Origin of the sequence: Nocardioides alkalitolerans, assembly GCA_038184435.1 — a bacterium.
Lineage (GTDB): Bacteria > Actinomycetota > Actinomycetes > Propionibacteriales > Nocardioidaceae > Nocardioides > Nocardioides alkalitolerans_A.
Window position 1 is genome coordinate 3,475,891 of the sequence record CP116227.1, and the last position, 24,914, is coordinate 3,500,804.

A 24,914-nucleotide genomic window follows, 5' to 3' on the forward strand; every position below is an offset into this window, starting at 1 on the left:
TCAGGCGTGCGGGAGGGTCACTCCTCGCCGCGGATGAACGCCTCCACGCGACGACGACCCTCGTCGTCCGGCAGCTGCACCGGCGGGGACTTCATCAGGTAGGACGACGCGGAGATGATCGGGCCACCGATGCCGCGGTCCTTGGCGATCTTCGCGGCGCGGATGGCGTCGATGATGATGCCGGCCGAGTTCGGGGAGTCCCACACCTCGAGCTTGTACTCCAGGTTGATGGGCGCGTCGCCGAACGCGCGGCCCTCGAGGCGCACGTAGGCCCACTTGCGGTCGTCGAGCCACGCCACGTAGTCCGAGGGACCGATGTGGACGTTCTTGTCGTGGACCTTGCCCGCCAGGGTGCCGGTGAGGTTCGACGTGACGGCCTGCGTCTTCGAGACCTTCTTGGACTCCAGGCGCTCGCGCTCGAGCATGTTCTTGAAGTCCATGTTGCCGCCGACGTTGAGCTGGTAGGTGCGGTCCAGCGTGACGCCGCGGTCCTCGAACAGCTTCGCCATCACGCGGTGCGTGATGGTGGCGCCGACCTGGCTCTTGATGTCGTCGCCGACGATCGGGACTCCCGCGGCGCGGAACTTCTCGGCCCACTCCGGGTCGGAGGCGATGAAGACGGGGAGCGCGTTGACGAACGCGACACCGGCGTCGATGGCCGCCTGCGCGTAGAACTTGTCCGCCTCCTCGGAGCCCACCGGGAGGTACGACACCATGACGTCGGCCTTCGTGTCCTTGAGCACCTGGACGACGTCGACCGGCTCGGCGTCGGAGACGTCGATGGTCTCGCCGTAGTACTTGCCGATGCCGTCGAGCGTCGGGCCGCGCTGCACCGTGATGCCGGTCGGCGGCACGTCGCAGATCTTGATGGTGTTGTTCTCGCTGGCCTGCGTCGCCTCGGCCAGGTCGAAGCCGACCTTCTTGGCGTCGACGTCGAAGGCGGCGACGAACTCGACGTCGGAGACGTGGTAGTCACCGAAGACGACGTGCATGAGCCCCGGGACGGTGCCTGCGGGATCGGCGTCCTTGTAGTACTCGACGCCCTGGATCAGGGAGGTGGCGCAGTTGCCGACTCCCACGATCGCTACTCGAACCGAACCCATGGGGCTCTCCTCACTTGCTCTTCCTGGTTGGACAGGTCTGGATGTGTCGCTGCTGGCGGTGCGTGCTGCGGTGCCCGGCTCAGGTGCCCGCTGCCGGGGCGGCGGCGGGCGGCGTGTCGGGGGGATGACCGTCGCCGGGCGCCCGGTCGGCGGGCCGACCACGCTCGGCGTCGATCAGGTCCGAGAGCCACCGGACCTCACGCTCGACGGACTCGACGCCGTGGCGCTGCAGCTCCGCGGCGTACTGGTCCACCTCCTGCTGGGTGCGCCGGAGGTCGGACTGCACACGGTCGAGCCGCTCCTGCAGTCGCGTGCGCCGCCCCTCGAGGACCCGCAGGCGGATCTCCATGTCGGTGCGGCTGAAGAAGGCGAAGCGGATGTCGAAGGTGTCGTCCTCCCAGGCGGCAGGACCCACCTCCGACATGAGGCGCTTGAACTCCAGCTTGCCGTCCTCGGTCACCTCGTAGACGATGCGCGGTCGCCGCGTCACGGGGGTGGTGGAGACCGTGGTCTCCGTGATGAGCCCGGTGCGCAGCATCCGCTTCAGCGCCGGGTAGAGCGAGCCGTAGGACAGCAGCCGCCCCCACCCGAGCATCAGGTTCAGCCGCTTGCGCAGCTCGTAGCCGTGCATGGGTGCCTCGTGCAGCAGTCCGAGGACTGCTAGCTCGATGGTCTCTCCACGACGTGCCATGCGATCTATCGTAGCGATATATCCGCAACCGTGAACCACGGGTGAGCGCGCGTCGTCCGTCACGTGTCCGGGACGGTCCCTCAGCGAAGGTGCGTACTCTGTCCGGGTTTGGCCGCCCCCGCGGTACCCGCACAGCAGGAGGAACCCCCGCCCCATGTCTGGAAAGCGACGCGCCGACGGACCCCCGCCGAAGGGGCGCAAGGCCGCGAAGGGCTCGAAGGGCTCGAAGGGCCCGAAGCGGGCGCTCTGGAAGCGCCTGCTCCTGTGGTTCACCGTGCTCTTCCTGTCCCTGTCGCTCGTGGCGGTCGGGAGCTTCATCGTGCTCTACCAGAGCATCGACATCCCCGATCCCAACTCGGACTTCCAGACGCAGACCACGAAGATCTACTACAGCGGGGGCGACGCGGAGATCGGGTCGTTCGCCACCCAGAACCGCGAGTCGATCACCTTCGACGAGATGCCGGAGACTGCCCGCGACGCCGTCGTCGCCGCCGAGGACCGCAGCTTCTGGACCAACCGGGGCATCGACCCCAAGGGCATCCTGCGCGCGGCCTTCTCCAACGCCTCGGGCGGCTCCACGCAGGGTGCGTCGACGATCACCCAGCAGTACGTGAAGATCCTCTACCTGACGCAGGAGCGCACGCTGACGCGCAAGGCGAAGGAGGCGATCCTCTCGCTGAAGATCCAGCGTCAGCTCAGCAAGGAGCAGGTGCTGGAGGGCTACCTCAACACCATCTACTTCGGTCGCGGCGCCTACGGCCTCCAGGCCGCCGCTCAGGCGTACTTCGGCGTGCCCGCCAAGGACCTCACGCTGTCGCAGTCGGCCGTGCTCGCGTCGGTCATCAACAACCCGACCCGCTTCGACCCCGCCAACGGTCCCGACGCCGAGCAGCGGCTCCTCGGGCGCTACCAGTACGTGCTCGACGGCATGGTCGAGGCGGGCGACGTCTCCGCCTCCGACGCCGACGCGGTGCGCAACGCCCTGCCGGAGTTCCCCGTCATCGAGCAGAACGACACGTACGGCGGGCAGAACGGCCACATGCTGACCCTGGTGCGCGAGGAGCTGTCCGACCTCGGGTTCAGCGCCTCCGAGATCGACGGCGGCGGCCTGCGCGTGGAGACCACCTTCAGCGAGCAGGCGATGCAGGCGGCGGCCGACGGCGTCGCGGAGGAGTTCCCCGAGGGCTTCGCGAACTACTACGAGGACCCCGAGCAGAACCAGGCGGAGGCGCTGCACGTCGGCGTGGCCATGGTCGAGCCCAACACGGGGGCGCTCAAGGGCTTCTACGGCGGCCAGGACTACCTCGACTCCCAGCTCAACTGGGCGGCGCAGCTCGTGCAGCCGGGATCGACCTTCAAGGCGTTCGCCGTCGCGGCGGCGCTGACCGACGGCTACTCGCTGCGCGACCGGTTCAACGGCAACTCGCCGTACCGGACCGACGACGGCAGCGAGATCGAGAACCAGGGCAACCGCTCCTACGGGCAGGTCAGCCTGGAGACCGCCACCGAGGACTCGATCAACACGGCGTTCATCGAGCTCACCGAGGACATGGAGGACGGCCCGCAGCAGATCCTGACCACGGCCAACCGCCTCGGCATCCCGGGCAACGACGGCGGCGACTTCGGCATCCCGACCGAGTCCCGCGGCCTCGACACCAACCTCGGCGTCTCGCTCGGCTCGGGCGACGTCAGCCCCATCAACATGGCGGCGGCCTACGGTGCGATCGCCAACGACGGCGTCTACAACCCCGTCCACGTCGTGCAGCGGGTGACCGACCGCTTCGGCGCCGTCAAGTACGAGCACGAGAAGGCGCCCGAGCGGGCCATCTCCTCCGACGTCGCCGCCGACACGTCGTACGCGCTGCAGCAGGTCGTGGAGCAGGGCTCCGGCACGCGGGCGGGCGAGATCGGCCGCCCCGCGGCCGGCAAGACCGGCACCGCGACCAACGACGACGGCGAGGTCTCCTCGTCGTGGTTCGTCGGCTACACCCCGCAGCTCGCCACCGCGGTCACCTACGTGCGCGGCACCGGTCGGATGCAGCTGCAGGGCTGGCTGCCGGAGTACTTCGGCGGTCGGTTCCCCGCCCAGACCTGGGCCGAGGTGATGGAGCGCGCGCTCGAGGGCACCGAGGAGATGGACTTCCCGGACCCGGTGTTCCTCGACGGCGACAGCGGTCGCCCGCAGGCGCCGGAGGGCGGCGGCAGCGGCGGTGGCTCGGACGACGAGCCGTCGCAGGCGCCGTCGACGACCGCGCCGCCGACCACGACGGCCCCCCCGACGAGCGAGCCGACGGCACCGCCGACCACCGAGGAGCCGCCGCCGGTCGAGACCGAGGAGCCGGAGCCGACCCAGCCGCCGGAGCCGACCCAGCCGACCGGTCCGCCGACGGGCGAGCCCACCGGGATCCTGCCGGGCGGCGGCAGCCAGGGCCGCCAGGACTAGCCGGTGCGCCCCTCACCGCCGTCGCCGACGCTGGAGGACCCGGCGGTCGCGCGGCTGAGCGAGGTGCTCGGCGGTCCGGGCGGGCTCCACGCCCGAGGCCGCTGGTGGACGCCGCTGCTCGTCGGCTGCCTCCTCGCCGGGCTGCTCGTCGTGCTGGGCGCGGGCCTGCGGGCCGGCTGCTCGACCGACGGCTGGACGGCCGACTCCCCGGACTTCGCGCCCGGCTGCTTCTCCGCGCTCCCGCACGCGTACGTCGCACAGGGCGGCGCCGAGGGGGTGTGGCCGTACGGCGAGCGCGTCGGCGACCCGTCGGCGACGCCCCCGGCGGGCGAGGCCCCCGCGCGCTACCGCGTCGAGGGCACGCAGGCGCTGGCGGGCGCGACGTACCTGCACGCGGCGCTGGCCTCCCTCGTCGCCCCCGCGGCCGACGTGCGCGAGGAACGGGCGGGGCTGCCGGTCGCGGACCTCTACCGCGACCACGACGTGCGGGCCGAGGCCGCCGCCACGATCCTCTGGGCCGCGGTGCTCGTCGGTCTCGCGGCGATGCTGGTGGCGCTCGTCGTCGCCCGGGTCCGGCCGCTGCGGGCCTGGGACGGCGTGCTCGTCGCCGCGTCGCCGCTGCTCGCCGTCGCGGCGCTCGTCGACGTGGGGCTCGTCGGTGTGGCTCTCGCGGTCGGGGCGCTCCTGGCGGTACGGCGCGGGAAGGCCCTTGCCGCCGGACTCATGCTCGGTGCCGCCGTGACCCTCACCTGGGCCGCGTGGCTCGTGCTCGCCGGCCTCCTCGTCGCCCTGGCGGCCCGGGCCCTCGCCCGGGACGTCGCCGCGCGCACGCCGGGCGCCGACCCCCTCGTCCTCGTCCTGGCCACGGCGCTCACCTGGGTCGCCGTGTCGCTGCCGGCCCTCGTCACGGGTGCGGGCGTCTGGCAGGCCGGCTGGCGTGCCGCCCTCGACGAGGCCGCCGGCACCGGGTCCGTCCGGTGGGTCGGCACGGCCGCCGGCGGGGGCGGGCTCCCGGCGTACCCGCTCGTCGCCCTCGTCGTGCTCGCCCTGTGGATCGCCGCGGTCGCGGTGCTCGCGTTCCGGGCCCCGCGGCCGCCGCGGCCCGAGCAGGTGATGCTCCTCGTGGTGGCGGTCGGCGCCGTCCTCTTCGCCGCCGGGCCGGCCGACGTGCTCGTGGTGCTGCCGTTCGCCGTGCTGGCGCGGCCGCGGCTGGAGCCGCTGCTGGCCTGGCAGGCCGTCGAGCTGGCCCACGCCGCCGTGCTCTGGTGGACGACCACCGGGGCGCTGGCGTCGGGCAGCTCGACCAACGACGCGCCCCTCGCCGCGCTCACCGTGCTGCGGGTGGTGGCGCTCCTCGCGCTCGCCGGCTGGGTCGTGCGCGACGTCGCGATGCCCTCACGCGACCCCGTCGGCGGCGAGCGTCAGCTCACCTCGGTGCGGTCGAACGACGTCGCGGTGTAGCGCACCCGCACGTCGACCACGTCGCCGACCGCCGGCACGCGGGAGCCGGCCGGGAGGAAGAGCATCGACGCCTGCATGTGGGGCGGCTCCGCGAAGAGCCGCTGCTTGCCGTCGATGGAGAACGGCGAGCGCACGAAGCCCACGGCGTCGAGGCCGCCCCGCGCCAGCGTCGCGGCGCGGGCCTTGAGGGACAGGTCGCCGGCGGGCGCCTCGAGGCCGATGCCGTGGGCCGTGCCCCCGGAGACGACGAGGATCGTGCCGGCCTTGGGCGCCGAGCGCCCGCGGTAGCCGAACACGTCGCCCCGCTCCACCGGGTGCGTGTCGAGCACGGTGGCGGTCACGCGCGTCGCTCCGCGGGCTCCCAGCCACAGGCCCGTGCCGGCGCGCGGGCGGAAGGTGTAGTCGGGGTACGCCGCGGCGAGCGTTGCGAGCTCCGCGTCGGACAGGTGGCTCACCCAGATGGTCGTGGTGCGCAGGCCCGCCGCGACCACGTCCGTCATCAGCCGCCGCACCTCGCCCACGTGCGAGCCCTGCGCGAGCGGGAGGTGGAGCGCCACGCCCTGCAGCTGGGACGCGAGCCCGCCGCGGGCCTCCAGGAGCGCCCCGGCCTCGCGGAGCTCGCGGGCCGACAGCCCGTGGCGCAGCATCGACGTGGTGCGCTCCAGCACGAACCGGGCGGAGGGGTCGTGGGCGAGCAGCGCCTCCACGTCCTCGAGGCGGCTGACGGTGTGGATGACGCGGCGGGTCAGGGGGCTGCCCGGTGCGAGCTCGAGCGCGGCGCCGAACGGCCGCCACGGGGTGAGCACGAGCAGCGACCCGTCGAAGCGGTTGGCGACCTCACCGAGCTCCTCGTGGATGCCGACCGCGATGGTGTCGACGCCCAGCCAGGTGGACTTGCGGGCCAGCCGGCCCAGGCCGAAGCCGTAGCCGTTGCCCTTCAGCACGGGCACGAGGCCCGGGTGGGCGGCCGCGAAGGACTGCAGGTGGTCACGCCAGACGGGACCGTCGACGTGCAGGACCAGGCTCATCGTCGTACCTCTCTCAGCGCCGGCTCATGTAGAGGTCGAACGCCTTGTAGAGCAACCGGTTGACCGGGAGGTCCCACTCGCCGACGTGCTCCACCGCCTCGCCGCCCGTGCCGACCTTGAACTGGATGAGACCCACGTGGGAGTCGTCGGCGTCCAGCGTCTCGGTGATGCCGCGCAGGTCGTAGACGTCGCAGCCCGCCGCCAGCGCGGCCCGCACCATCGCCCACTGCACGGCGTTGGAGCCGCGCACGTCGCGCTTGGCGGTGGAGGAGGCGCCGTAGGAGTACCAGTAGTGGGCGCCGACGCGGATCGCGATGGTGGCCGCGACCAGGTCGCCCTCGTGGTGGGCGAGGAAGAACGTGAACCGGTCGGGCTCCTCCGCGTTGAGCGCGTCGCGCATCGTGCGGAAGTAGGCCAGCGGTCGGGGGGTGAAGTGGTCCCGCTCCGCGGTGTGCACGTAGAGCGCGTGGAAGGCCTCGAGCGCCGCGTCGTCGACCGACGTGGTCACCTCGACGCCCGCCTTGTCGGCCTTCTTGATGTTGCGGCGCCACAGCTGGTTCATGCCCTTGAGCACCTCGGCCTCCGTGCGCGGCTCGCCCTCGGGCGTGCGCAGCGGGACCTGGAAGTTGAAGGCGGGCTGACCCGCGGCGAAGCCGCCCTCGGCCTCGAGCTTGCGCCAGCCGAGCTCCTGGAGCTGCGAGACCACGGTGGCGCCGGCGGCCGACCGTTCCGTGGGGGGCAGCTGGCCGAGGCGCCTGACCTCGGGGTCGGCCACGCCCTCCTTCACCGTCGCGGCGTCCCACCGGGCGACGACGACGGGCGGGCCGATGCGGATGCCGAAGGCGCCCTGGCCCTTCAGGTGGGTCGTCAGCGGACGGAGCCACCGCTCGAGGTCGCCGTCGGCGTAGTCGACGACCGGACCCTCGGGCAGGTAGGCCAGGTAGCGCTTCAGCTTGGGCACCTGGCGGTAGAGCACCAGGGCTGCGCCCACGAGCTCGGAACCCGCGAACCAGCCGACCGACTCGCGGCGCCACTCGGCCTTCACCGCACCCCACGCGGGGGTCTGCAGGAAGCTGGCCGAGCGGCGGCTGCGGACGAACGCGAGGTGCTCCTCGGGGGTGATCGTGCGCACGGCGAGCGGGCCGCGGGCGGTCACCGGGGCGGAGGGGGTCGTCGTCGTCACGGGAGCGAGGCTACCGGTGGGCGGGACGGCGCCGGGACGCTGTCGGGGCTGCCGGTGGGGCGGCCGTCAGAGCCGCTCCCGCAGCCAGGCGAAGTCGGCGACGTGCTCCTCGGCGCCGCCCGGCGTCTCGCAGATGACCGGGGCTCCGGCGTCGCGGACCACGGCGGCGAGGAGGTCGGGATCGATGCGGCCGGCCCCGAAGTTGGCGTGGCGGTCGGCGCCCGAGTCGAAGTCGTCGCGGCTGTCGTTGGCGTGGACGAGGTCGATGCGCCCCGTGATGGCCCGGACGTCCTCCACCACCGACTCCAGCGCGTTGCCGCCGGCGTGGGCGTGGCAGGTGTCGAGGCAGAACCCGACCTGGTCGGCACCCTCGGCGGTGCCGATCGCGTCCCACACGCCCTTGATGCGGTCGAGGTAGCGCGTCATCGCGTTGTCGCCGCCCGCCGTGTTCTCGATGAGCAGGGGGACCTTGATGTCGGTCGCCTCGACGGCCTTGCGCCAGTTGTCGAAGCCCTTCGCCGGGTCGTCGGCCTTGTTGACGTGACCGCCGTGGACGATCAGGCCGAGCGCGCCGATCTCCGCCGCCGCGTCCATGTGCTGCTGCAGCAGCTTGCGGCTCGGGATGCGGATGCGGTTGTTCGTCGTCGCGACGTTGACGATGTAGGGCGCGTGCACGTAGATCCCCACCCCGGCGGCGGCCGCGGCCTCCCGGAGCGCGGCCGCACCCCCGGCGTACGCCACCTCGGGACCCTTGTAGCCCTGCGGGTCGCCGAGGAACATCTGGATGACGGGGGCCCGCCGGGCCTGCGCCTCGGCGATCGGATCGGTCTGGTCGACGTGCGCACCGATGACGAGCTCGCTCATGGCGGCCATCGTAGGCAGCGTGACGGACAGTCCTGGTCGGTCGATCCCCCGCGCGGGCGGGCCTGTGGAGGATTTCTCCGGGGTCGTACGGCGCTGCTAGTCTCACGCGTCTGCTCTGCGCCCACCGACGGGTGGCAGGGCAGCACATCACTCGCCGCCCTCCCGGGAGGCGGGTGTCGCAGAGCCCTCCTGCCACGGAGAGACCGTGGTCGCCTAGTCCAGAGGAGGTGGAGACCGCTGTGCGTACCTATGAACTGATGGTCATCCTCGACCCGAGCATCGAGGAGCGCACCGTCGGTGCGTCCCTCGACAAGTACCTGAACGTCGTCCGCAACGACGGCGGCACGGTCGAGAACGTCGACGTGTGGGGCAAGCGCCGCCTCGCGTACGAGATCAAGAAGAACGCCGAGGCCATCTACGCCGTCGTGACCCTGCAGGCCGAGCCTGCCACGGTCAAGGAGCTCGACCGCCAGCTCACGCTGAACGAGTCGATCCTCCGCACGAAGGTCATCCGGCCCGACATCCGCGCCTGACTCGATCCGAGTCGTCCTGATCGAGCTGTGGAGACGGGGTCGCCACGCAGCGTCGCTTCGGCGACGATGACCGGCACACCCGTCGCTCGGCCCGGCCAGGGCACCGACGTCCCGAACGAGGAGACCTGACATGGCAGGCGAGACCGTCATCACCATCGTCGGCAACTTGACCGACGACCCCGAGCTCCGCTTCACCCCCTCGGGGGCCGCGGTCGCCAACTTCACCGTCGCTTCGACGCCGCGCAACTTCAACCGGCAGACGAACGAGTGGGAGGACGGCGAAGCCATGTTCCTCCGCTGCTCGATCTGGCGGCAGGCGGCCGAGAACGTGGCGGAGTCCCTGCAGCGCGGCATGCGTGTCGTGGTGCAGGGCCGGCTGAAGGCCCGCAGCTACGAGACCCGCGAGGGCGAGAAGCGCACGGTCTTCGAGGTCGAGGTCGAGGAGATCGGTCCGTCGCTCAAGTTCGCGACCGCGAAGGTCACCCGCGCCGGAGGCGGCGGGGGCGGGCAGCGCGGTGGCGGCGGTGGCGGCGGCTACGGCGGGGGCCAGGGCGGTGGTGGCGGCTTCGGCGGCGACGACCGTGGTCCCTCCCGCTCCTCCGGTCCCGCGGCCGACGACCCGTGGGCCTCGCCCGCGCCGTCGGGTGGCGGCGGGTCGCGCGGTGGCCAGTCCGGTGGCGGCGCTGACCCCTGGGGTGCCCCGGGCGTCGGCGGCGGCAGCGACGAGCCCCCGTTCTGACCCTCCCGCTCTGATCTCCCGGGCGTCGCGCGTCGACACCCATGACGGCCCTCGGGCCGTCTGATCCATCCATCGACCCATTCCGGCAACTGAGCCGGGCTTTCTCGTGAGGAGAGCACCACAATGGCGAAGCCAGTCATCCGCAAGCCCAAGAAGAAGCAGAACCCGCTCAAGGCGGCCGACGTCAAGGTCATCGACTACAAGGACGTCAACCTGCTCCGCAAGTTCATCTCGGACCGCGGCAAGATCCGCGCGCGCCGCGTCACCGGTGTGACCGTCCAGGAGCAGCGCAAGATCGCCATGGCGATCAAGAACGCCCGCGAGGTCGCTCTGCTGCCCTACTCGTCCGCCGGTCGCTGAGAAGGGGAGTCAGAGAACAATGAAGCTCATCCTGACCCAGGAAGTCGACGGCCTCGGTGCCGCCGGCGACGTCGTCGACGTGAAGCCGGGCTACGGCCGCAACTACCTCGTGCCCCGCGGTGTCGCCATCGCGTGGACGCGCGGTGCGGAGAAGACCGTCGAGTCGATCAAGGCCGCGCGGTCCGCGCGCGCCGTGCGCGACCAGGCGCACGCCGAGGAGATCAAGTCCAAGCTCCAGGGCGCCACGGTCGACGTCAAGGTCCGTGCCGGCCAGGGCGGCCGCCTCTTCGGCGCCGTCACGGTCGCCGAGATCGCCGAGGCGATCACGGGCGCCACGGGCGAGCCCGTCGACAAGCGCACGATCGTGGTCACCAACCCGATCAAGTCGCTCGGCGCGCACAACGTGTCGGTCAAGCTGCACGACGAGGTGTCGGCCGCCGTGTCGATCAACGTGCAGGCTGCCTGACCCCAGCTCCACCACGACGGGCCGCCCTCCTCGGAGGGCGGCCCGTTCTGTGTGCACAGGGGGTGGTCGGTTCCCCGGTCAGCCGGGGAACTATCCACTTTGACCATCAAATTTGATGGTCAAAGCGGTCGGTTCCCCGGTCAGCCGGGGAACCGACCGGCCCGGTCACACCGCCCCCGTCACCATCCAGGCGTCGGTGCGGGCGCGGCGCAGCAGCACGACGGCGCGGGCGCCCATGAAGACGAACGTCAGCGCGACCCACACCCCGACCAGGTGCGGCGCGAGCAGGGCCAGGCCGAGCACCACCGGCGCGTAGACGACCAGCACCGCCAGGCCGCCCCAGGCGAGGTAGACGCCGTCGCCGGCCCCGATCAGCACGCCGTCGAGCACGAAGACGACACCGGCCAGAGGCTGGCCCAGTGCGATCACGAGCAGCGCCGCGGTCAGCAGGGGATGGACGGACTCGTCCGGCGTGAACAGCCGGGGCAACCAGGGGCTCGAGGCGGCGAGGAGCACGCCGGTGACGACACCGCTGCCGATGCCCCACTGCACCATCCGCCGGGTGGTGTCGCGGGTGCCCTCCCGGTCCCCGGCGCCGAGCGACCGGCCCGTGAGCGCCTGGGCGGCGATCGCGATGGCGTCGAGCACGAACGCGAGGAAGCCCCACAGCGTCGCGGCCAGCTGGTGCGCGGCGAGGGTCACCGCCTCGTCGGCACCGGTTCCCCGGACGGCGGTCAGGGTCGCGGCGTACGTCGTGACGATCAGCGCGGCCCGCAGGGTGAGGGTGCGCACGACGAGGGGCACGCCGGCGCGCCCGGCGGCGCGGATGCCCGTGAGCCGGGGCCGCAGGGACCCCCCGTGGCGGCGGGCGCCGCGGGCGACCACGACGACGAGGGCGAGCGCGCTGAGGGTCTGCGCGATCACCGAGCCGAGGGCAGAGCCGGCGATGCCGAGCGCCGGTACCGGCCCGGCGCCGAAGACGAGCACCAGGTTGAGCACGACGTTGAGCACGTTGCCGGCGATCGCGACGACGAGCGGGGTGGTCACGTCCTGCAGACCGCGGAGCACCCCGGTGGCGGCCAGCATGACGAGCAGGGGGACGGCGCCGAGGAGGGAGACGCGGAGATACGTCGCGCCCAGGTCCGTCACGGCGTCGCCGGCCCCGAACACGGCGACGAGCGGACGGGCCAGGGGAATGCCGACCGCCATGACGAGCAGGCCGAGCACGACGGCGAGCCAGATGCCGTCGATGCCCTGGTCGAGCGCGCGCCGGAGGTCGCCCGCACCGAGGAGCCGCGCGACCGCCGCGGTCGTGCCGTAGGCGAGGAAGACGCAGAGGCCCACGAAGGTCTGGAGCACGACGGCGGCGATGCCGAGCCCGGCCAGCTCGGCCGTCCCGAGGTGCCCGACGATGGCCGCGTCGGCGAGGAGGTAGAGCGGCTCGGCGACCAGCGCGAGGAACGCGGGCACGGCGAGGCGGAGGATCTCGCGATCACGTCGTCCGAGCACCGACCGATCCTAGGACGGGCCGTCCCGACGGTCCCCCCGGCGGCCGGAGGTCCCGACTCGCCCGACTTCGGTGGACAAAGCCGCGCCCTGTGTGTAAAGGGGGTTCGCCTGTGCATAGCGGTGGCACTCCGTGCCGCGCGAAACGGTCCTGGGCGTGTCGTGCGAACCTCGGGAATCCACAGGCCAGGGGTTTTCGTCCACAGGGTGAAGAACGTGTTTCCGCAGTTCAGCGCGCTTCCGCCGGGGATTGTCGCGTCGTTCCCACAGGCTTGTCCCCAGCGCAGGGCGGTCGTACGGCGTGTCCTCCACCGTTATCCACCGGTTTTCCACAGACCCTGTGGACAAGGTGCTGTCGGCGGGGCCTCGCGGCACGTACGTTCAGCCGTCGCGGGAGGACCCAGGCGGGCTCCGCGATAACTGTCGGTGGTCCCCGGCACCCTCGTCCCGAGGGCCAGGACCGGCCCGTCGACGGCTCGAGATCGGAGGCAGCGTGAGCGTCGCGCACACGGACCAGTCGTTCGCCGAACCTCCTCCGGAGGAGTGGGGCGACGGGCCGGCGTCGTACGCGCCGGGCGAGGCCCCCCAGCGCTCCGGCGGCGACCGCACGCCCCCCCAGGACAACGCGGCCGAGCAGTCGGTCCTGGGGTCCATGCTGCTGAGCAAGGACGCGATCGCCGACGTCGTGGAGACCATCCGCGGCACCGACTTCTACCGTCCGGCCCACGAGGCGGTCTTCGACGCGATCATCGACCTCTACGGTCGCGGCGAGCCCGCCGACCCGGTGACGGTCGCCGCGGAGCTCCAGCGCAAGGGCGAGCTGCAGCGGGTGGGTGGCGCGCCCTACCTCCACACGCTGTCGGCCAACGTGCCCATCGCCGCCAACGCGGGGTACTACGCGGAGATCGTGCGCGAGAAGTCCGTGCTGCGGCGCCTCGTCGAGGCGGGCACGCGGATCGTGCACATGGGGTACGCCGGGGAGGGCGAGGTCGACGACATCGTCGACGTCGCCCAGGCGGAGGTCTTCAAGCTCGCCGAGAAGCGGTCGGGCGAGGACTACGCACCGCTGGCGGACATCATGGAGGGCGTCCTCGACGAGATCGAGGCGATCGGCAACCGCGACGGTGGCGTCTACGGCGTGCCGACCGGGTTCGCCGACTTCGACGAGCTGACCAACGGCCTGCACTCCGGGCAGATGATCATCATCGCGGCGCGGCCTGCCATGGGGAAGGCGCTCGCGCTGAACACCCCGCTGCCCACTCCGACGGGTTGGACCACGATGGGCGACGTCGCCGTCGGTGACGAGCTCGTCGACGCGCACGGTCGCGCGACGCGGGTCGTCGCCGCCACCGAGGTGATGGTGGACCGGCCCTGCTACGAGGTCGTCTTCTCCGACGGCACGACGATCGTCGCCGACGCGGAGCACCAGTGGCTCACCGAGACCCGTGCGGCGCGGAAGTCGGCCTGGGCTGCGGCGAACAACTACAACCGGACCCGCAACCACACCATCCGGCAGGCCGTCGTGACCACCGAGGAGATCGCCGCAACGGTGCGGGTCGGCGCCGAGCGGCGGGCGAACCACGCGATCCTCAACGCCGCGCCGCTGGCCGGCCGCGAGGTGACGCTCCCGGTCGCGCCCTACACGCTGGGTGCCTGGCTCGGTGACGGCCACACGGCCGGGAACCGCCTGACGTCCGAGACGCCGGAGATCCCGATGCACGTCGAGGCGGAGGGGTACGCGGTCGAGCCGCGGGGCGGGATGCTCTACTCGATCCGCCTCGCGCCCGAGGAGTCGCCGGACGGGCGCTGCCTCTCGTGCGGCGCACCGCTGCCGGGCACGCGGCCGCGGTGCTCCACCTGCTGGGCGGACCACGGCACCTTCACCGCTCTGCTGCGAAAGGCGGGCGTGCTCGGACGCAAGCACATCCCGGCGGCCTACCTGCGAGCCCCCGAGGCCGACCGACGAGCACTGCTCGCCGGCCTCCTCGACACGGACGGCACAGTCGTGAAGGGCGTCGGCTCCTGCCAGTTCGCGGTGACGGACGAGCGCCTGGCGGACGACGTGCACGAGCTGGTCGTCTCGCTCGGCTACCGGTGCGGGCGCACGACGCGGGTGGTGAAGGGCCGCGACGCGGCGCGCTCGGTGTGCCACATCCTCAACTTCTCGACGACCGACGACGTCTTCCGCCTCGAGCGCAAGCACCTGCTCCACAAGGAGGAGCGTCCGACGAGCACGGCCCGGATCGGGCGTCGTTACATCACCGAGGTCCGTTCAGTGCCGTCCGTCCCGGTGCGGTGCGTGCAGGTGGACAACGACGAGCACCTCTACCTGGCCGGTCGGTCGATGGTGCCGACGCACAACTCGACGCTCGCCCTCGACTTCTGCCGCGCGGCCTCGATCCACAACAACATGACGAGCGTCTTCTTCAGCCTGGAGATGAACCGCGCCGAGATCACGATGCGTCTGCTCTCGGCCGAGGCGCGGGTGCCGCTCAACCACATCCGCAACGGCCAGATGACCGACGACGACTGGACGAAGCTCGCGACGAAGATGGGCGAGGTCTCCAGCGCGCCGATGTTCATCGACGACAGCCCCAACATGACGATGATGGAGATCCGCGCCAAGGCCCGGCGGCTCAAGCAGAAGCACGACCTGCGCCTCGTCGTCATCGACTACCTGCAGCTGATGAGCTCCGGCAAGAAGGTCGAGAGCCGCCAGCTCGAGGTCTCCGAGTTCTCCCGCCAGATCAAGCTGCTGGCCAAGGAGCTCGAGGTGCCGGTCATCGCACTGTCGCAGCTCAACCGTGGCTCCGAGCAGCGCGCCGACAAGCGACCGATGGTCAGCGACCTCCGCGAGTCGGGCTCCATCGAGCAGGATGCCGACATGGTGATCCTGCTGCACCGCGACGACGTCTACGAGAAGGAGTCGACCCGCCCCGGCGAGGCCGACCTGATCGTGGCGAAGCACCGCAACGGCGCGACGCGCGACATCGTGGTGGCCTTCCAGGGCCACTACTCGCGATTCGTGGACATGGCCCAGTGACGGCCGGCGAGCGTCCCCTCGAGCCGGGGGTCCGCACGGACCTCCGCTCGACGATGGACTACGGGTCCTATCTCGACCTCGACCGCCTGCTCTCGGCCCAGCACCCGGTCAGCGAGCCGGTGCACCCCGACGAGCTGCTCTTCATCGTCCAGCACCAGACGACCGAGCTGTGGTTCAAGCTCGTGCTGCACGAGCTCCGCTCCGTGCGGGGCTACCTGGACGCCGACGACGTCAGCCGCGCCCGCAAGGCGCTGGCGCGGGTGAAGCACATCTTCAAGACGCTCGCCGAGCAGTGGTCGGTGCTGGCGACGCTCACCCCGAGCGAGTACGCGGAGTTCCGCGGCTCCCTCGGCGCGTCCTCCGGCTTCCAGTCCCACCAGTACCGGGCCGTCGAGTTCATCCTGGGCAACAAGAACGCCCGCATGCTCGAGGTCTTCGAGGCCAAGCCCGCGGCGCGCGCCGAGCTCCAGGACCTGCTCGACACCCCGACCGTGTACGACGCGTTCCTGCGCCTCCTCGCCCGCCGGGGCCACGAGGTGCCGGCCGCCGTGCTCGAGCGCGACGTGCGCCAGGCGTGGGTCGAGGTCCCCGCGCTGGTGACGACGTTCCAGCGGATCTACGGCGACACGGCGTCGTCCTGGGAGGAGTACGCGACCTGCGAGGACCTCGTCGACCTCGAGGACGCGTTCCAGTTCTGGCGCTTCCGTCACCTGCGCACGGTGCAGCGCACGATCGGCTTCACGACCGGAACCGGCGGCAGCTCCGGCGTCGGTTTCCTGCGGCGCGCCCTCGACCTGACCTTCTTCCCCGAGCTCTACAGCGTGAGGACCGGCATCAGTGGCTGACATCCTCGACCTCCTCCCGGCCCACCTGGTCGCGCGGGCGACGACCCTCGACGCCGCGGACCCCCTGGCGGAGCACCGCAGCGCGTTCGTGCTGCCCGAGGGCGTCGTCGCCTACCTCGACGGCAACTCGCTGGGTCGTCCGCTGGCCGCCACGGCGGAGCGGCTCCGCGGGTTCGTCGACACGGAGTGGGGCGAGCGGCTGATCCGGTCGTGGGACGAGCGTTGGATGACGCGGCCGACCGAGCTCGGCGACCTCATCGGCCGGGCGGCCCTGGGCGCCGCAGCGGGGCAGACCGTCGTCGCCGACTCCACCACGGTGCTGCTCTACAAGCTGGCGCGGGCGGGCGTCGCCGCCCGTCCCGGGCGCACCGAGATCGTGGCGGACTCCGAGAACTTCCCGACGGACCGCTACGTGCTGGAGGGCGTCGCCGCCGAGCTCGGTCTGCGCGTGCGCTGGATCCGTCCCGATCCCGCCACCGGGGTGACCCTCGCGGAGGTCGAGGCGGTCATCGGGGAGCAGACGGCCCTGGTGGTGCTGAGCCACGTCGCCTACAAGTCGGCCTACATCGCTGACCTGCCGGGCATCACCGCCGCCGCCCACCGGGTCGGTGCGCTGGTGCTCTGGGACCTGTCGCACGCGGTGGGCGCGGTTGAGGTCGACCTCGACGCCGCGGGCGTGGACCTCGCCGCGGGGTGCACCTACAAGTACCTCAACGGCGGGCCGGGAGCGCCGGCGTTCGCCTACGTCAACGCCGCGATCCAGGACGAGGTGACCCAGCCGATCGCCGGGTGGATGGGTCACGCCGAGCCGTTCGCGATGGGCGAGGGCTACGAGCCTGCGCCCGGCATCCGGCGCTTCATCAGCGGCACGCCCCCGATCCTCGGCATGCTCCCGGTGGAGGACATGGCGCGGCTCGTCGAGCGGGTCGGGATCGGCGCCGTGCGGGCGAAGTCGCGGGACCTGACCGCGTTCGCCATCGAGGTCGCCGACGAGACCCTCGCTCCGCTGGGGGTCAGCGTCGCGTCGCCCCGCGACCCCGACCGGCGGGGTGGCCACGTCACGCTCGAGCACCCCGCGATGGCCGCCGTCGTCGAGGAGCTCTGGCGGCGCGGCGTCGTCCCCGACTTCCGTCGGCCCATGGGCCTGCGGGCCGGCATGTCGCCGCTGAGCACGAGCTTCACGGAGGTCGCCGTCGCCCTCGCCCACGTGGCGGGACTGCTGCAGGAGGCACCCCGCTGATCCCGTGCTCCCTCAGGTGGGGAGCGGCCGGTCGCCCACGACGTCCTTCATGATCAGCGTCGAGCTCAGCCGCTGCACCCCGGGGAGCGTCGCGAGCCGCGCGTCGTAGAGCCGCTGGAACGCCGCGAGGTCGGGCGTGACGACGCGCAGCAGGTAGTCCGGGTCGCCGAAGAGCCGCTGCGCCTGCACGACCTCGCGGACGTCGACGACGGCGGCCTCGAAGCGCGCGACCGTGACGGCGTCGGACTCGCGCATCGTCACGAACACGAGCGACGCGAAGCCCAGCCCGAGGGCCGCGGCGTCGAGGTGGGCGCGGTAGCCGGCGATCACCCCGGACCGCTCCAGGGCCCGCAGCCGACGGTGGCAGGGCGACACGCTGAGCCGCACACGCTCGGCCAGCTCGGTGATCGTCAGCCGCCCGTCCTGCTGCAGCTCGGCAAGGATCTTCCGGTCGACGTCGTCCACGGAGCAGATCCTTCCACGGGTGGACGCGAAGGACGAAGAAGTTGGAAGCACCTTCGGGCGGTTCCGCCCTAGTCTCGTCGCGCGCCGGACCCCCGGCGCGACGAGAGCAGCGAGGAGCAGAACGATGACCGGTGGGGCCGTGCTGGCGTTCTGGGGCACGTCGTTCCTGCTCGTGCTCACCCCCGGCGCCGACTGGGCCTACATGGTCAACGCCGGTCTCCGGCGCCGCTCGGTCGCGGCGGCCGTGGGCGGCCTCCTCGTCGGGTACGTCGCGCTGACCGTCCTCGTCGCCGCCGGCGTCGCCGCGCTGCTGGCGCGGTCGCCCGAGGTGCTGACCGGCCTGACGCTGGTCGGTGCGGCGTACCTCGTCTGGCTCGGCGCGAGCGCGTGGCGCTCCGCCGCGACCCCCGTGCCCGTGCCCGTGGGTGGCGCCATGGACGATCCGGGCGTCGCTCTCGCCGTACCGGGGCCGGGGGGCGGGTGGCTGCGCCAGGCGGCGACGGGCGCCGGGACGAGCGGGCTCAACCCGAAGGCGCTTCTGCTGTTCCTGGCGCTGCTGCCGCAGTTCACCGACGCGAGCACGGGCTGGCCCGTGGCGGTGCAGATCGTGCTGCTCGGCCTCGTCCACGTGGCGAGCTGCGCGCTGGTCTACACGAGCGTCGGCCTCGGCGCCCGCACGCTCCTCGCCGACCGCCCCGGCCTCGCCCGCTGGGTCACGCGCGCGTCGGCGGTCGCCATGCTCGGCATCGGGCTCGGCCTCGGCGCCCGCCAGCTGCTCGGCTGATCACCGCTGCCGCTGCGCGGCGAGCCACGTGTGGTCGCGGATCGCGGCGGTCACCTCGCCCCGCAGGCGCCGCGCATCCGGCCCCCGGTAGAGGTCGCGCCCGCGGAACGCCGAGGCCTCCCGGTGCGGCCCGTCGTCGTGGAGGCGCGCCGCGAGCGCGGTGAGGTAGTCGTGGCCCTGCTCCCGGTACGCCGCCACCTCGCCCTCGTCGAGCAGCACCAGCGCCGAGTCGTCCGCCATGTTGCTGACGACGTAGCGCGCGTCGAGGAGGAGGTCGCCGCCGGCCGCGACGAGGAACCAGCGCCCCGGCTCGTGGTCGACGTAGCGCAGCGCGTCGCGGGCCGCGGCCACCCGGGCCGCGTCACCCCACTCCTCGACGGGCGGGATCGCGCCCATGGGGTGACGCATGGCCTCGTTGCGGGAGGTGCGCACGACAGCGGGGTCGGAGCCGCGCCGGAGGACCAGGCAGAGCACGGTGCCGCAGGCCGGGCAGGTCAGCTGCGCCTCGACCCGCTCCATGAGCCCCGACGCCGCGAGGGGGAGCACGTCGGCGAGCGGCACCCAGTGGGCGTCCTCCGTGACCCGCCCGGCGGCGACGGCCGCCGCCAGCGCGGTGACCGTGGCCTCGAGGTCGAGGGCGTCGTCCGGTCCGCGCACGAGGAGGTCTCCGCACGCGGGGCAGAAGTCCGCGTCGGGCTGGCGGTCACGCCCGGGCTGCTCGAGGCTCACCGTGACGGCGCGCAGGTTGCCGGGCTCCTTCCAGCCTCGACGGTCGCGGTAGTCGCAGCGGGCGTAGGCCTCGTCGAGGACGAAGTAGGGCGTGCCGATCCCCCCGAAACCGCGGCGTGTGCCGATGGCCGCGTGCAGGGCGTCGAGGGTGTCGTCGGTCGCGCCCAGCCACGCGGTGACGTCGAGCCCGCGGGACACGCCCGGGACGGGCACGACGTGGAAGGTCACCGCGGCGACCACGCCGTCCTGGAGGAGGAGCTCGCCGCCGGAGGCGAACCGGAGCCGCCGTGACCGCCGCGGCGGCTCCCCCACGAGCCGCTCCTCGACCGCGACGGGGTCGCCCCCGAACGCGGTCCGGAGGCGCTCCACCGCGGGATCGGACGCGTCCCGGGCCAGCGCGTCGACCGCGAGCGGGAGGCGGGTGCCGGTGCGCCACGTCTGCATGCGGTGATTGTCCCCGAACGCGCGGGGGAAGGGCTGCCCGCATGGGTCTCAGCTACGCCTTCCTGGTCTGGTCGCGCACCGGCACGGTCGACCTCTCCCGACCCGCTGCCCCGGAGCAGGCCGACGCGGTCGTGCGGCGCCTCTTCCCGCGCACGCCGTACGCACGGGTGGCGACGCACCCCCTCCTCGACGCGCGGATCCCGCCGCGGGAGGAGCCGTCGGTCGGGGTGTTCGTCGACGGGGTGCTCATGGCGACGCGGGACGCGCACCTCTACGACCCGGGGATCCTCCACCGCCGTTACCTCAAGCTCGAGGACTGGCCCGATCTGCGGCTCCTCACGTCGGACTCGACGCGCGACATGGTCGCGTACGGGCACTGGCTGCGGGGGGAGCAGGTGCGGTGCCTGTCGGTCAACGCGTTGCACGTCTACCGCGACCGCGGGGCGCCGGAGGGCTTCGAGGGCAGTGCCCCGGCCTCCGTCGACCGGTGGCTCGATCTCTCCAACGCCGCCCTCGCCACCGTGCTCGGCCTCGACGGGGACGTCTCGGTCCACCCCAGCAGGGTCGAGTGGCAGGACGTCGTCGTGCACCGTTACGCGCGGCCACCGCGCTGAGGGGTGGTAGGACGATGGACCGGCAGCTCGGGCGTTACAGCAGACGGAAACCCCTGGGGGAGATGGAGCCCGACGAACGCGTGCGGTTGCTGCGCGTGTTGTACGTCCTCGTTGCGGTGGCGGCCCTGGCGCACGGCGGGCTGACGCTCGTGTGGCGGTGGCAGTTCCTGCGCTGGATCACGTCCGCCGCCGACGGTGTGCAACAGCAGTGGTCTCCCGTGGCCTCGGGCCTCGCGAGCGGGGCGCTGGGCCTCGCGGCCACCGCGGTGGTGGTCGCCGCGTGGACTGTCCGGGCCCGGTACGTCGTCGCGACCGCGGCGCTCCTCGTCCCGGTGGGCGCCGTCTCGTCCTCGGGGCCGTGGGCGCCGGAGGTGCCCGGCGTGTGGGGATACACCCCCGGAGCGAGCGGCCTCGACCTCTCGCCCGACCCCTTCGTCCTGGCCGCCGCCATCGACTGCATCACGCTCGTCGGCGCGCTGGTCCTGTTCGTGCTGGTCCCCCGCGCCCGCCGCCGGTCCCCGACCTCGCCGGACGACGTCATGCGCCCCGGTGGCGCCGGCGACCGCACCGCATGACGTCCGGAGCCCGGGTGGGGGTGGGGGCGCCCGGCATCATCGGGGCATGGCCTCCGACCACGTGGTGCTCCGTCCCGACGACGAGGGCGTCGACGCCTACCGGCTGCTGACCGCACTCGTCGTGCCGCGACCCATCGCCTGGGTCTCGACGATCTCTGCGGACGGGGTGGGCAACCTCGCGCCGTACTCGTTCTTCACCGTCGCCAGCGCCGACCCCCCGGTCGTGCAGGTGACGTCCGTCGGCGAGAAGGACACCCTGCGCAACGCCCGCGCGACCGGCGAGCTCACCATCAGCCTCGCCAGCGAGCCGCTGATCGACGCCGTCAACGCCACGAGCGCCGGCGTCGACCCGGAGGTCGACGAGGCCGACCGCGTGGGGCTCGCGATGGCGCCGAGCCAGGTGGTGGCGCCGCCGCGCGTCGCGGACTCGCCGGCGTCGCTCGAGTGCCGGCTCCGCACCACCATCCCCGTCGGGGGCGCCACGCTGCTGCTCGCCGACGTCGTCGCCGTCACCGTCGACCCCGCGGTGCTCGACGGGACGCACCCCCGCTTCGACCTCCTGGCCCCGCTGGCCCGCCTCGGCGGCACCGAGTGGGGGCTGCCCGGCGAAGTCGTCACCCGCGACCGGCCGAGCTGAGGCTCACGCCCCGACGTACGCCGCGAGGTGCTGCCCGGTGAGCGTCGAGCGGTCGGCGACGAGGTCGGCGGGCGTGCCCTCGAAGACGACGCGACCGCCGTCGTGGCCGGCGCCGGGGCCGAGGTCGATGATCCAGTCCGCGTGGGCCATGACGGCCTGGTGGTGCTCGATCACGACGACGGACTTGCCCGCGTCCACGAGCCGGTCGAGCAGCGCGAGGAGCTGCTCGACGTCGGCGAGGTGGAGGCCGGTGGTGGGCTCGTCGAGCACGTAGGTGCCGCCCTTCTCGCCCATCCGCGTCGCCAGCTTGATGCGCTGCCGCTCGCCGCCCGAGAGGGTGCTGAGCGGCTGGCCGAGGGTGAGGTAGCCCAGCCCCACGTCGGCCAGGTGGGTGAGGATCTTGTGGGCTGCGGGCAGCTTCGCGCCGCCGTCGGCGAAGAACGCGACCGCTTCGCTGACGGGCAGGTCGAGCACGTCGGCGATGCTGCGCCCGCCGAAGGTGTACTCGAGCACGTCCGCGGAGAACCGCCGCCCCTCGCAGACCTCGCACGTCGAGGTCACCGTCGCCATCGGTCCGAGGTCGGTGACGATGGTGCCGGCGCCGTTGCAGTGCGGGCACGCGCCCTCGGAGTTGGCGCTGAACAGCGCCGGCTTCACGCCGTTGGCCTTCGCGAAGGCTTTGCGGATGGGCTCGAGCAGACCCGTGTACGTCGCGGGGTTGCTCCGCCGCGACCCCTTGATCGCCCCCTGGTCGACCACGACGACGCCCTCGCGCTTCGCCATTGCCCCGTGGATGAGCGAGCTCTTGCCGGAGCCCGCGACGCCGGTGACGACCGTGAGCACGCCGAGCGGCACGTCGACGTCGACGTCCTTCAGGTTGTGGGTGGAGGCGCCGCGGATCTCGAGGTGGTCGGTGGGCGTGCGCACCTCCGGCTTGAGGGCGACGCGGTCGTCGAGGTGGCGGCCGGTGAGGGTGTCGCTGGTGCGCAGTCCCTCGACGGTGCCCTCGAACACGATCTCGCCGCCCGCGGACCCCGCGCGGGGGCCGAGGTCGACGACGTGGTCGGCGATCGCGATGGCCTCGGGCTTGTGCTCGACCACGAGCACGGTGTTGCCCTTGTCGCGCAGCCGCAGGAGCAGCTCGTTCATGCGCTGGATGTCGTGGGGGTGGAGTCCGATCGTGGGCTCGTCGAAGACGTAGGTCACGTCGGTCAGCGACGACCCGAGGTGGCGGATCATCTTCGTGCGCTGCGCCTCGCCGCCCGAGAGCGTGCCGGAGGGGCGGTCGAGCGAGAGGTAGCCGAGCCCGATGCCCACGAACGAGTCGAGCAGGTGGCGCAGGTTGCGCAGCAGGGGCGCGACCGACGGCTCGTCGAGGTCGGCGACCCAGGCGGCGAGGTCGCTGATCTGCATCGCGCAGGCCTCGGCGATGGAGATGCCGCCGACCTTCGACGACCGTGCCGCCTCGGTGAGGCGCGTGCCGTCGCACTCGGGGCAGGTGGTGAACGTGACGGCCCGGTCGACGAAGGCCCGCACGTGCGGCTGCATCGCCTCACGGTCCTTCGACAGGAACGACTTCTGGATCTGCGGGATGAGGCCCAGGTAGGTCAGGTTGACCCCGTCGACCTTGATCTTCGTCGCCTCCTTGTGGAGGAGGTCGTCGAGCTCACGCTTCGTGTAGTCGCCGATCGGCTTGTCGGGGTCGAACCAGCCGCAGCCGCGGTAGATCCGCCCGTACCACCCCTCCATGCTGTAGCCGGGAATGGTCAGGGCGCCCTCGTTGAGGGACTTGGACGCGTCGTACAGCGCCGTCAGGTCGATGTCGTTGACCGCACCCCGGCCCTCGCACCGCGGGCACATGCCGCCGAGCACGGAGAAGCTGCGGCGTTCCTTGACCTCGCGGCCGCCCTTCGTCGTGGTCACCGCGCCGGCGCCGCTGATCGAGGCGACGTTGAAGGAGAAGGCCTGCGGCGGACCGACGTGGGGGTCGCCGAGCCGGCTGAAGAGGATGCGGAGCATCGCGTTGGCGTCGGTCGCCGTGCCGACCGTCGAGCGCGGGTCGGAGCCCATGCGCTCCTGGTCGACGATGATCGCCGTCGTCAGGCCCTCGAGCACGTCGACGTCGGGACGGGCCTGGGACGGCATGAAGCCCTGCACGAACGAGCTGTAGGTCTCGTTGATCATCCGCTGCGACTCCGCAGCGATCGTCGCGAACACCAGCGAGCTCTTGCCGGAGCCGGAGACGCCGGTGAAGACGGTCAGCCGCCGCTTGGGCAGCTCGACGCTCACGTCCTTCAGGTTGTTCTCGCGCGCTCCGACGACGCGGATCAGGTCGTGGGTGTCGGCGGCGTGGGGGCTCGGCGTGGTCACGGCTCGGATGCTGCCACAGGCGGCCGGCCCCCTCCGGTGTAACGTGGTGTCCGGGCTACTCCACACGCGGTCGACCGACGAACAAGTAGCAGTAACACCGCGTTACACGAGGAGTACGGCGGACGTGGCGCCCTCTGCTGAACGAGACTCGTCCGTGTGAAGCAGCGCGAGCCCTCGGGACTGTGGGTCTACGGGACCCCGTGCCCGCCGCAGGCGCCCTCGCCACCGCCACCGCAACCGTCGCGCGTCGTCGTGGGAGTGGTGACCGCCGTCGTGGTGCTCTTCGTGGGCTGGATCGTCCTCCTCGGGGTCGCCTTCTACGAGTACATCGACCACGACGTGATCGACATCGTCGACGACGACACCGTCCTCGTCGTGGTCGACCCGGCCTGCGCCGACATCAGGCGCCTCGGCGACCAGATCGAGCGGCCGGCGGAGGACCTGGAACGGCGGCGGTTGCAGCTCGACGCCGTGCTGGCCGCGGCGCGCCCGATCCCGCCCGCGGTGCTCGACCTGGACGACGACGTGCTCGACGGCGACCAGCCCGCGCGGGAGTGGGCCCGGGACTGGGGACGCGTCATCGACGCGCTCACGGACTACCGGCAGGCCCTCGCGAAGGACCCGGCCACGGCGGCCTTCCGCATGCCGGCCACCGAGGACGGCTACACCGTGACGTTCCGGATGGACACCGCCGTCGAGGACTGCGTGCTCCCCGCGGCGATCGAGTCCCTCGCGGAGGACCCGCCCCGCTCGGTGGCCGAGGCCGAGCGCGCCACCGGGCTGGACTGAGA

23 protein-coding genes are annotated in these 24,914 nt (G+C 72.5%); 14 read left to right on the forward strand and 9 right to left on the reverse strand.

The features are described from left to right. Positions 1-17 precede the first annotated feature (17 nt). Both PIR53_16550 and PIR53_16555 read right to left on the reverse strand, forming a co-directional pair. Entirely contained in the window at positions 18-1,103 is a 1,086-nt protein-coding gene (locus tag PIR53_16550; protein ID WZH51616.1) for an inositol-3-phosphate synthase, read from the reverse strand. Positions 1,104-1,182: 79 nt separating this feature from the next. Next, entirely contained in the window at positions 1,183-1,794 is a 612-nt protein-coding gene (locus PIR53_16555; GenBank protein WZH51617.1) for a PadR family transcriptional regulator, read from the reverse strand. A 154-nt stretch (positions 1,795-1,948) separates the two neighbouring features. Between PIR53_16555 and PIR53_16560 the strand changes: the two genes are divergently transcribed. Then, complete coding sequence (locus PIR53_16560; GenBank protein WZH51618.1) at positions 1,949-4,237, forward strand: transglycosylase domain-containing protein; 2,289 nt, start codon at positions 1,949-1,951, stop codon at positions 4,235-4,237. Between the two features lie 3 nt (positions 4,238-4,240). After that, positions 4,241-5,698, forward strand: a complete 1,458-nt coding sequence (locus PIR53_16565) for a hypothetical protein (GenBank protein WZH51619.1) — start codon at positions 4,241-4,243, stop codon at positions 5,696-5,698. Here PIR53_16565 and PIR53_16570 read toward each other — a convergent pair. From PIR53_16570 to PIR53_16580, 3 genes are all read right to left on the reverse strand, one after another. After that, on the reverse strand, positions 5,659-6,726 hold the full coding sequence (locus PIR53_16570; GenBank protein ID WZH51620.1) for an alanine racemase: 1,068 nt from the start codon (positions 6,724-6,726) through the stop codon (positions 5,659-5,661). The genes PIR53_16565 and PIR53_16570 overlap by 40 nt on opposite strands. Positions 6,727-6,739: 13 nt before the next feature. Next, on the reverse strand, positions 6,740-7,909 hold the full coding sequence (locus tag PIR53_16575; protein ID WZH51621.1) for a peptidoglycan bridge formation glycyltransferase FemA/FemB family protein: 1,170 nt from the start codon (positions 7,907-7,909) through the stop codon (positions 6,740-6,742). Positions 7,910-7,975: 66 nt separating this feature from the next. After that, positions 7,976-8,773: a deoxyribonuclease IV gene (locus PIR53_16580; protein WZH51622.1), complete on the reverse strand. Its 798-nt coding sequence runs from the start codon at positions 8,771-8,773 to the stop codon at positions 7,976-7,978. Positions 8,774-9,012: 239 nt separating this feature from the next. On the opposite strand from PIR53_16580, the gene rpsF reads away from it, so the two are divergent. The 4 genes from rpsF (at position 9,013) to rplI (ending at position 10,871) form a co-directional block, all read left to right on the forward strand. Continuing rightward, positions 9,013-9,306 carry a 30S ribosomal protein S6 gene (rpsF, locus tag PIR53_16585; protein WZH51623.1) on the forward strand — a complete coding sequence of 98 codons (294 nt, stop codon included), beginning with the start codon at positions 9,013-9,015 and terminating at the stop codon, positions 9,304-9,306. A 130-nt stretch (positions 9,307-9,436) separates the two neighbouring features. Then, entirely contained in the window at positions 9,437-10,045 is a 609-nt protein-coding gene (locus tag PIR53_16590) for a single-stranded DNA-binding protein (GenBank protein WZH51624.1), read from the forward strand. Positions 10,046-10,168: 123 nt separating this feature from the next. After that, positions 10,169-10,405: a 30S ribosomal protein S18 gene (rpsR, locus tag PIR53_16595; protein ID WZH51625.1), complete on the forward strand. Its 237-nt coding sequence runs from the start codon at positions 10,169-10,171 to the stop codon at positions 10,403-10,405. Positions 10,406-10,424: 19 nt separating this feature from the next. Continuing rightward, positions 10,425-10,871 (forward strand): 50S ribosomal protein L9, encoded by a 447-nt coding sequence (gene rplI, locus PIR53_16600; GenBank protein WZH51626.1) that lies wholly within the window; start codon positions 10,425-10,427, stop codon positions 10,869-10,871. Between the two features lie 165 nt (positions 10,872-11,036). On the opposite strand, the gene PIR53_16605 is transcribed toward rplI, so the two are convergent. Then, positions 11,037-12,380, reverse strand: a complete 1,344-nt coding sequence (locus tag PIR53_16605) for an MATE family efflux transporter (protein ID WZH51627.1) — start codon at positions 12,378-12,380, stop codon at positions 11,037-11,039. Positions 12,381-12,870: 490 nt separating this feature from the next. Here PIR53_16605 and dnaB point away from each other — a divergent pair, with 490 nt between their 5' ends. From dnaB to PIR53_16620, 3 genes are read left to right on the forward strand one after another with little or no spacing between them, the layout of a single operon-like run. Next, positions 12,871-15,420 carry a replicative DNA helicase gene (gene dnaB, locus PIR53_16610; protein WZH51628.1) on the forward strand — a complete coding sequence of 850 codons (2,550 nt, stop codon included), beginning with the start codon at positions 12,871-12,873 and terminating at the stop codon, positions 15,418-15,420. After that, positions 15,417-16,265: a tryptophan 2,3-dioxygenase family protein gene (locus tag PIR53_16615; GenBank protein ID WZH51629.1), complete on the forward strand. Its 849-nt coding sequence runs from the start codon at positions 15,417-15,419 to the stop codon at positions 16,263-16,265. The genes dnaB and PIR53_16615 overlap by 4 nt, the downstream gene beginning before the upstream one ends. Further along, the gene (locus PIR53_16620; protein ID WZH51630.1) at positions 16,258-17,505 is read left to right on the forward strand and encodes an aminotransferase class V-fold PLP-dependent enzyme; all 1,248 of its coding nucleotides are present in this window, start codon (positions 16,258-16,260) and stop codon (positions 17,503-17,505) included. Before PIR53_16615 ends, PIR53_16620 begins: the two co-directional genes overlap by 8 nt. A 12-nt stretch (positions 17,506-17,517) precedes the next feature. Here PIR53_16620 and PIR53_16625 read toward each other — a convergent pair whose 3' ends face one another. Further along, the gene (locus PIR53_16625) at positions 17,518-17,970 is read right to left on the reverse strand and encodes an Lrp/AsnC family transcriptional regulator (protein WZH51631.1); all 453 of its coding nucleotides are present in this window, start codon (positions 17,968-17,970) and stop codon (positions 17,518-17,520) included. Positions 17,971-18,094: 124 nt separating this feature from the next. On the opposite strand from PIR53_16625, the gene PIR53_16630 reads away from it, so the two are divergent. Beyond that, entirely contained in the window at positions 18,095-18,754 is a 660-nt protein-coding gene (locus tag PIR53_16630; protein ID WZH51632.1) for a LysE family transporter, read from the forward strand. On the opposite strand, the gene PIR53_16635 is transcribed toward PIR53_16630, so the two are convergent. Continuing rightward, complete coding sequence (locus PIR53_16635; GenBank protein WZH51633.1) at positions 18,755-19,927, reverse strand: hypothetical protein; 1,173 nt, start codon at positions 19,925-19,927, stop codon at positions 18,755-18,757. A gap of 41 nt (positions 19,928-19,968) precedes the next feature. Here PIR53_16635 and PIR53_16640 point away from each other — a divergent pair, with 41 nt between their 5' ends. The 3 genes from PIR53_16640 (at position 19,969) to PIR53_16650 (ending at position 21,753) form a co-directional block, all read left to right on the forward strand. After that, on the forward strand, positions 19,969-20,541 hold the full coding sequence (locus PIR53_16640; GenBank protein ID WZH51634.1) for a hypothetical protein: 573 nt from the start codon (positions 19,969-19,971) through the stop codon (positions 20,539-20,541). A 62-nt stretch (positions 20,542-20,603) separates the two neighbouring features. Continuing rightward, positions 20,604-21,116 carry a hypothetical protein gene (locus tag PIR53_16645; protein ID WZH51635.1) on the forward strand — a complete coding sequence of 171 codons (513 nt, stop codon included), beginning with the start codon at positions 20,604-20,606 and terminating at the stop codon, positions 21,114-21,116. A 46-nt stretch (positions 21,117-21,162) separates the two neighbouring features. After that, complete coding sequence (locus PIR53_16650; protein ID WZH51636.1) at positions 21,163-21,753, forward strand: flavin reductase family protein; 591 nt, start codon at positions 21,163-21,165, stop codon at positions 21,751-21,753. 3 nt (positions 21,754-21,756) lie between these two features. Here PIR53_16650 and PIR53_16655 read toward each other — a convergent pair whose 3' ends face one another. Further along, positions 21,757-24,123: an excinuclease ABC subunit UvrA gene (locus tag PIR53_16655; GenBank protein ID WZH51637.1), complete on the reverse strand. Its 2,367-nt coding sequence runs from the start codon at positions 24,121-24,123 to the stop codon at positions 21,757-21,759. Positions 24,124-24,384: 261 nt separating this feature from the next. Here PIR53_16655 and PIR53_16660 point away from each other — a divergent pair, with 261 nt between their 5' ends. Next, positions 24,385-24,912, forward strand: coding sequence for a hypothetical protein (locus PIR53_16660; protein WZH51638.1), 528 nt, complete (start codon positions 24,385-24,387; stop codon positions 24,910-24,912). The last annotated feature ends 2 nt before the right edge of the window (positions 24,913-24,914 follow it).

Coding starts and splice junctions, on each gene's coding strand:
- PIR53_16550 (WZH51616.1), bottom strand. CDS start 1,103: ATGGGTTCGGTTCGAGTAGCGATCGTGGGAGTCGGCAACTGCGCCACC.
- PIR53_16555 (WZH51617.1), bottom strand. CDS start 1,794: ATGGCACGTCGTGGAGAGACCATCGAGCTAGCAGTCCTCGGACTGCTG.
- PIR53_16560 (WZH51618.1), top strand. CDS start 1,949: ATGTCTGGAAAGCGACGCGCCGACGGACCCCCGCCGAAGGGGCGCAAG.
- PIR53_16570 (WZH51620.1), bottom strand. CDS start 6,726: ATGAGCCTGGTCCTGCACGTCGACGGTCCCGTCTGGCGTGACCACCTG.
- PIR53_16580 (WZH51622.1), bottom strand. CDS start 8,773: ATGAGCGAGCTCGTCATCGGTGCGCACGTCGACCAGACCGATCCGATC.
- PIR53_16590 (WZH51624.1), top strand. CDS start 9,437: ATGGCAGGCGAGACCGTCATCACCATCGTCGGCAACTTGACCGACGAC.
- rpsR (WZH51625.1), top strand. CDS start 10,169: ATGGCGAAGCCAGTCATCCGCAAGCCCAAGAAGAAGCAGAACCCGCTC.
- rplI (WZH51626.1), top strand. CDS start 10,425: ATGAAGCTCATCCTGACCCAGGAAGTCGACGGCCTCGGTGCCGCCGGC.
- PIR53_16630 (WZH51632.1), top strand. CDS start 18,095: ATGACCGGTGGGGCCGTGCTGGCGTTCTGGGGCACGTCGTTCCTGCTC.
- PIR53_16635 (WZH51633.1), bottom strand. CDS start 19,927: ATGCAGACGTGGCGCACCGGCACCCGCCTCCCGCTCGCGGTCGACGCG.
- PIR53_16640 (WZH51634.1), top strand. CDS start 19,969: ATGGGTCTCAGCTACGCCTTCCTGGTCTGGTCGCGCACCGGCACGGTC.
- PIR53_16645 (WZH51635.1), top strand. CDS start 20,604: ATGGAGCCCGACGAACGCGTGCGGTTGCTGCGCGTGTTGTACGTCCTC.
- PIR53_16650 (WZH51636.1), top strand. CDS start 21,163: ATGGCCTCCGACCACGTGGTGCTCCGTCCCGACGACGAGGGCGTCGAC.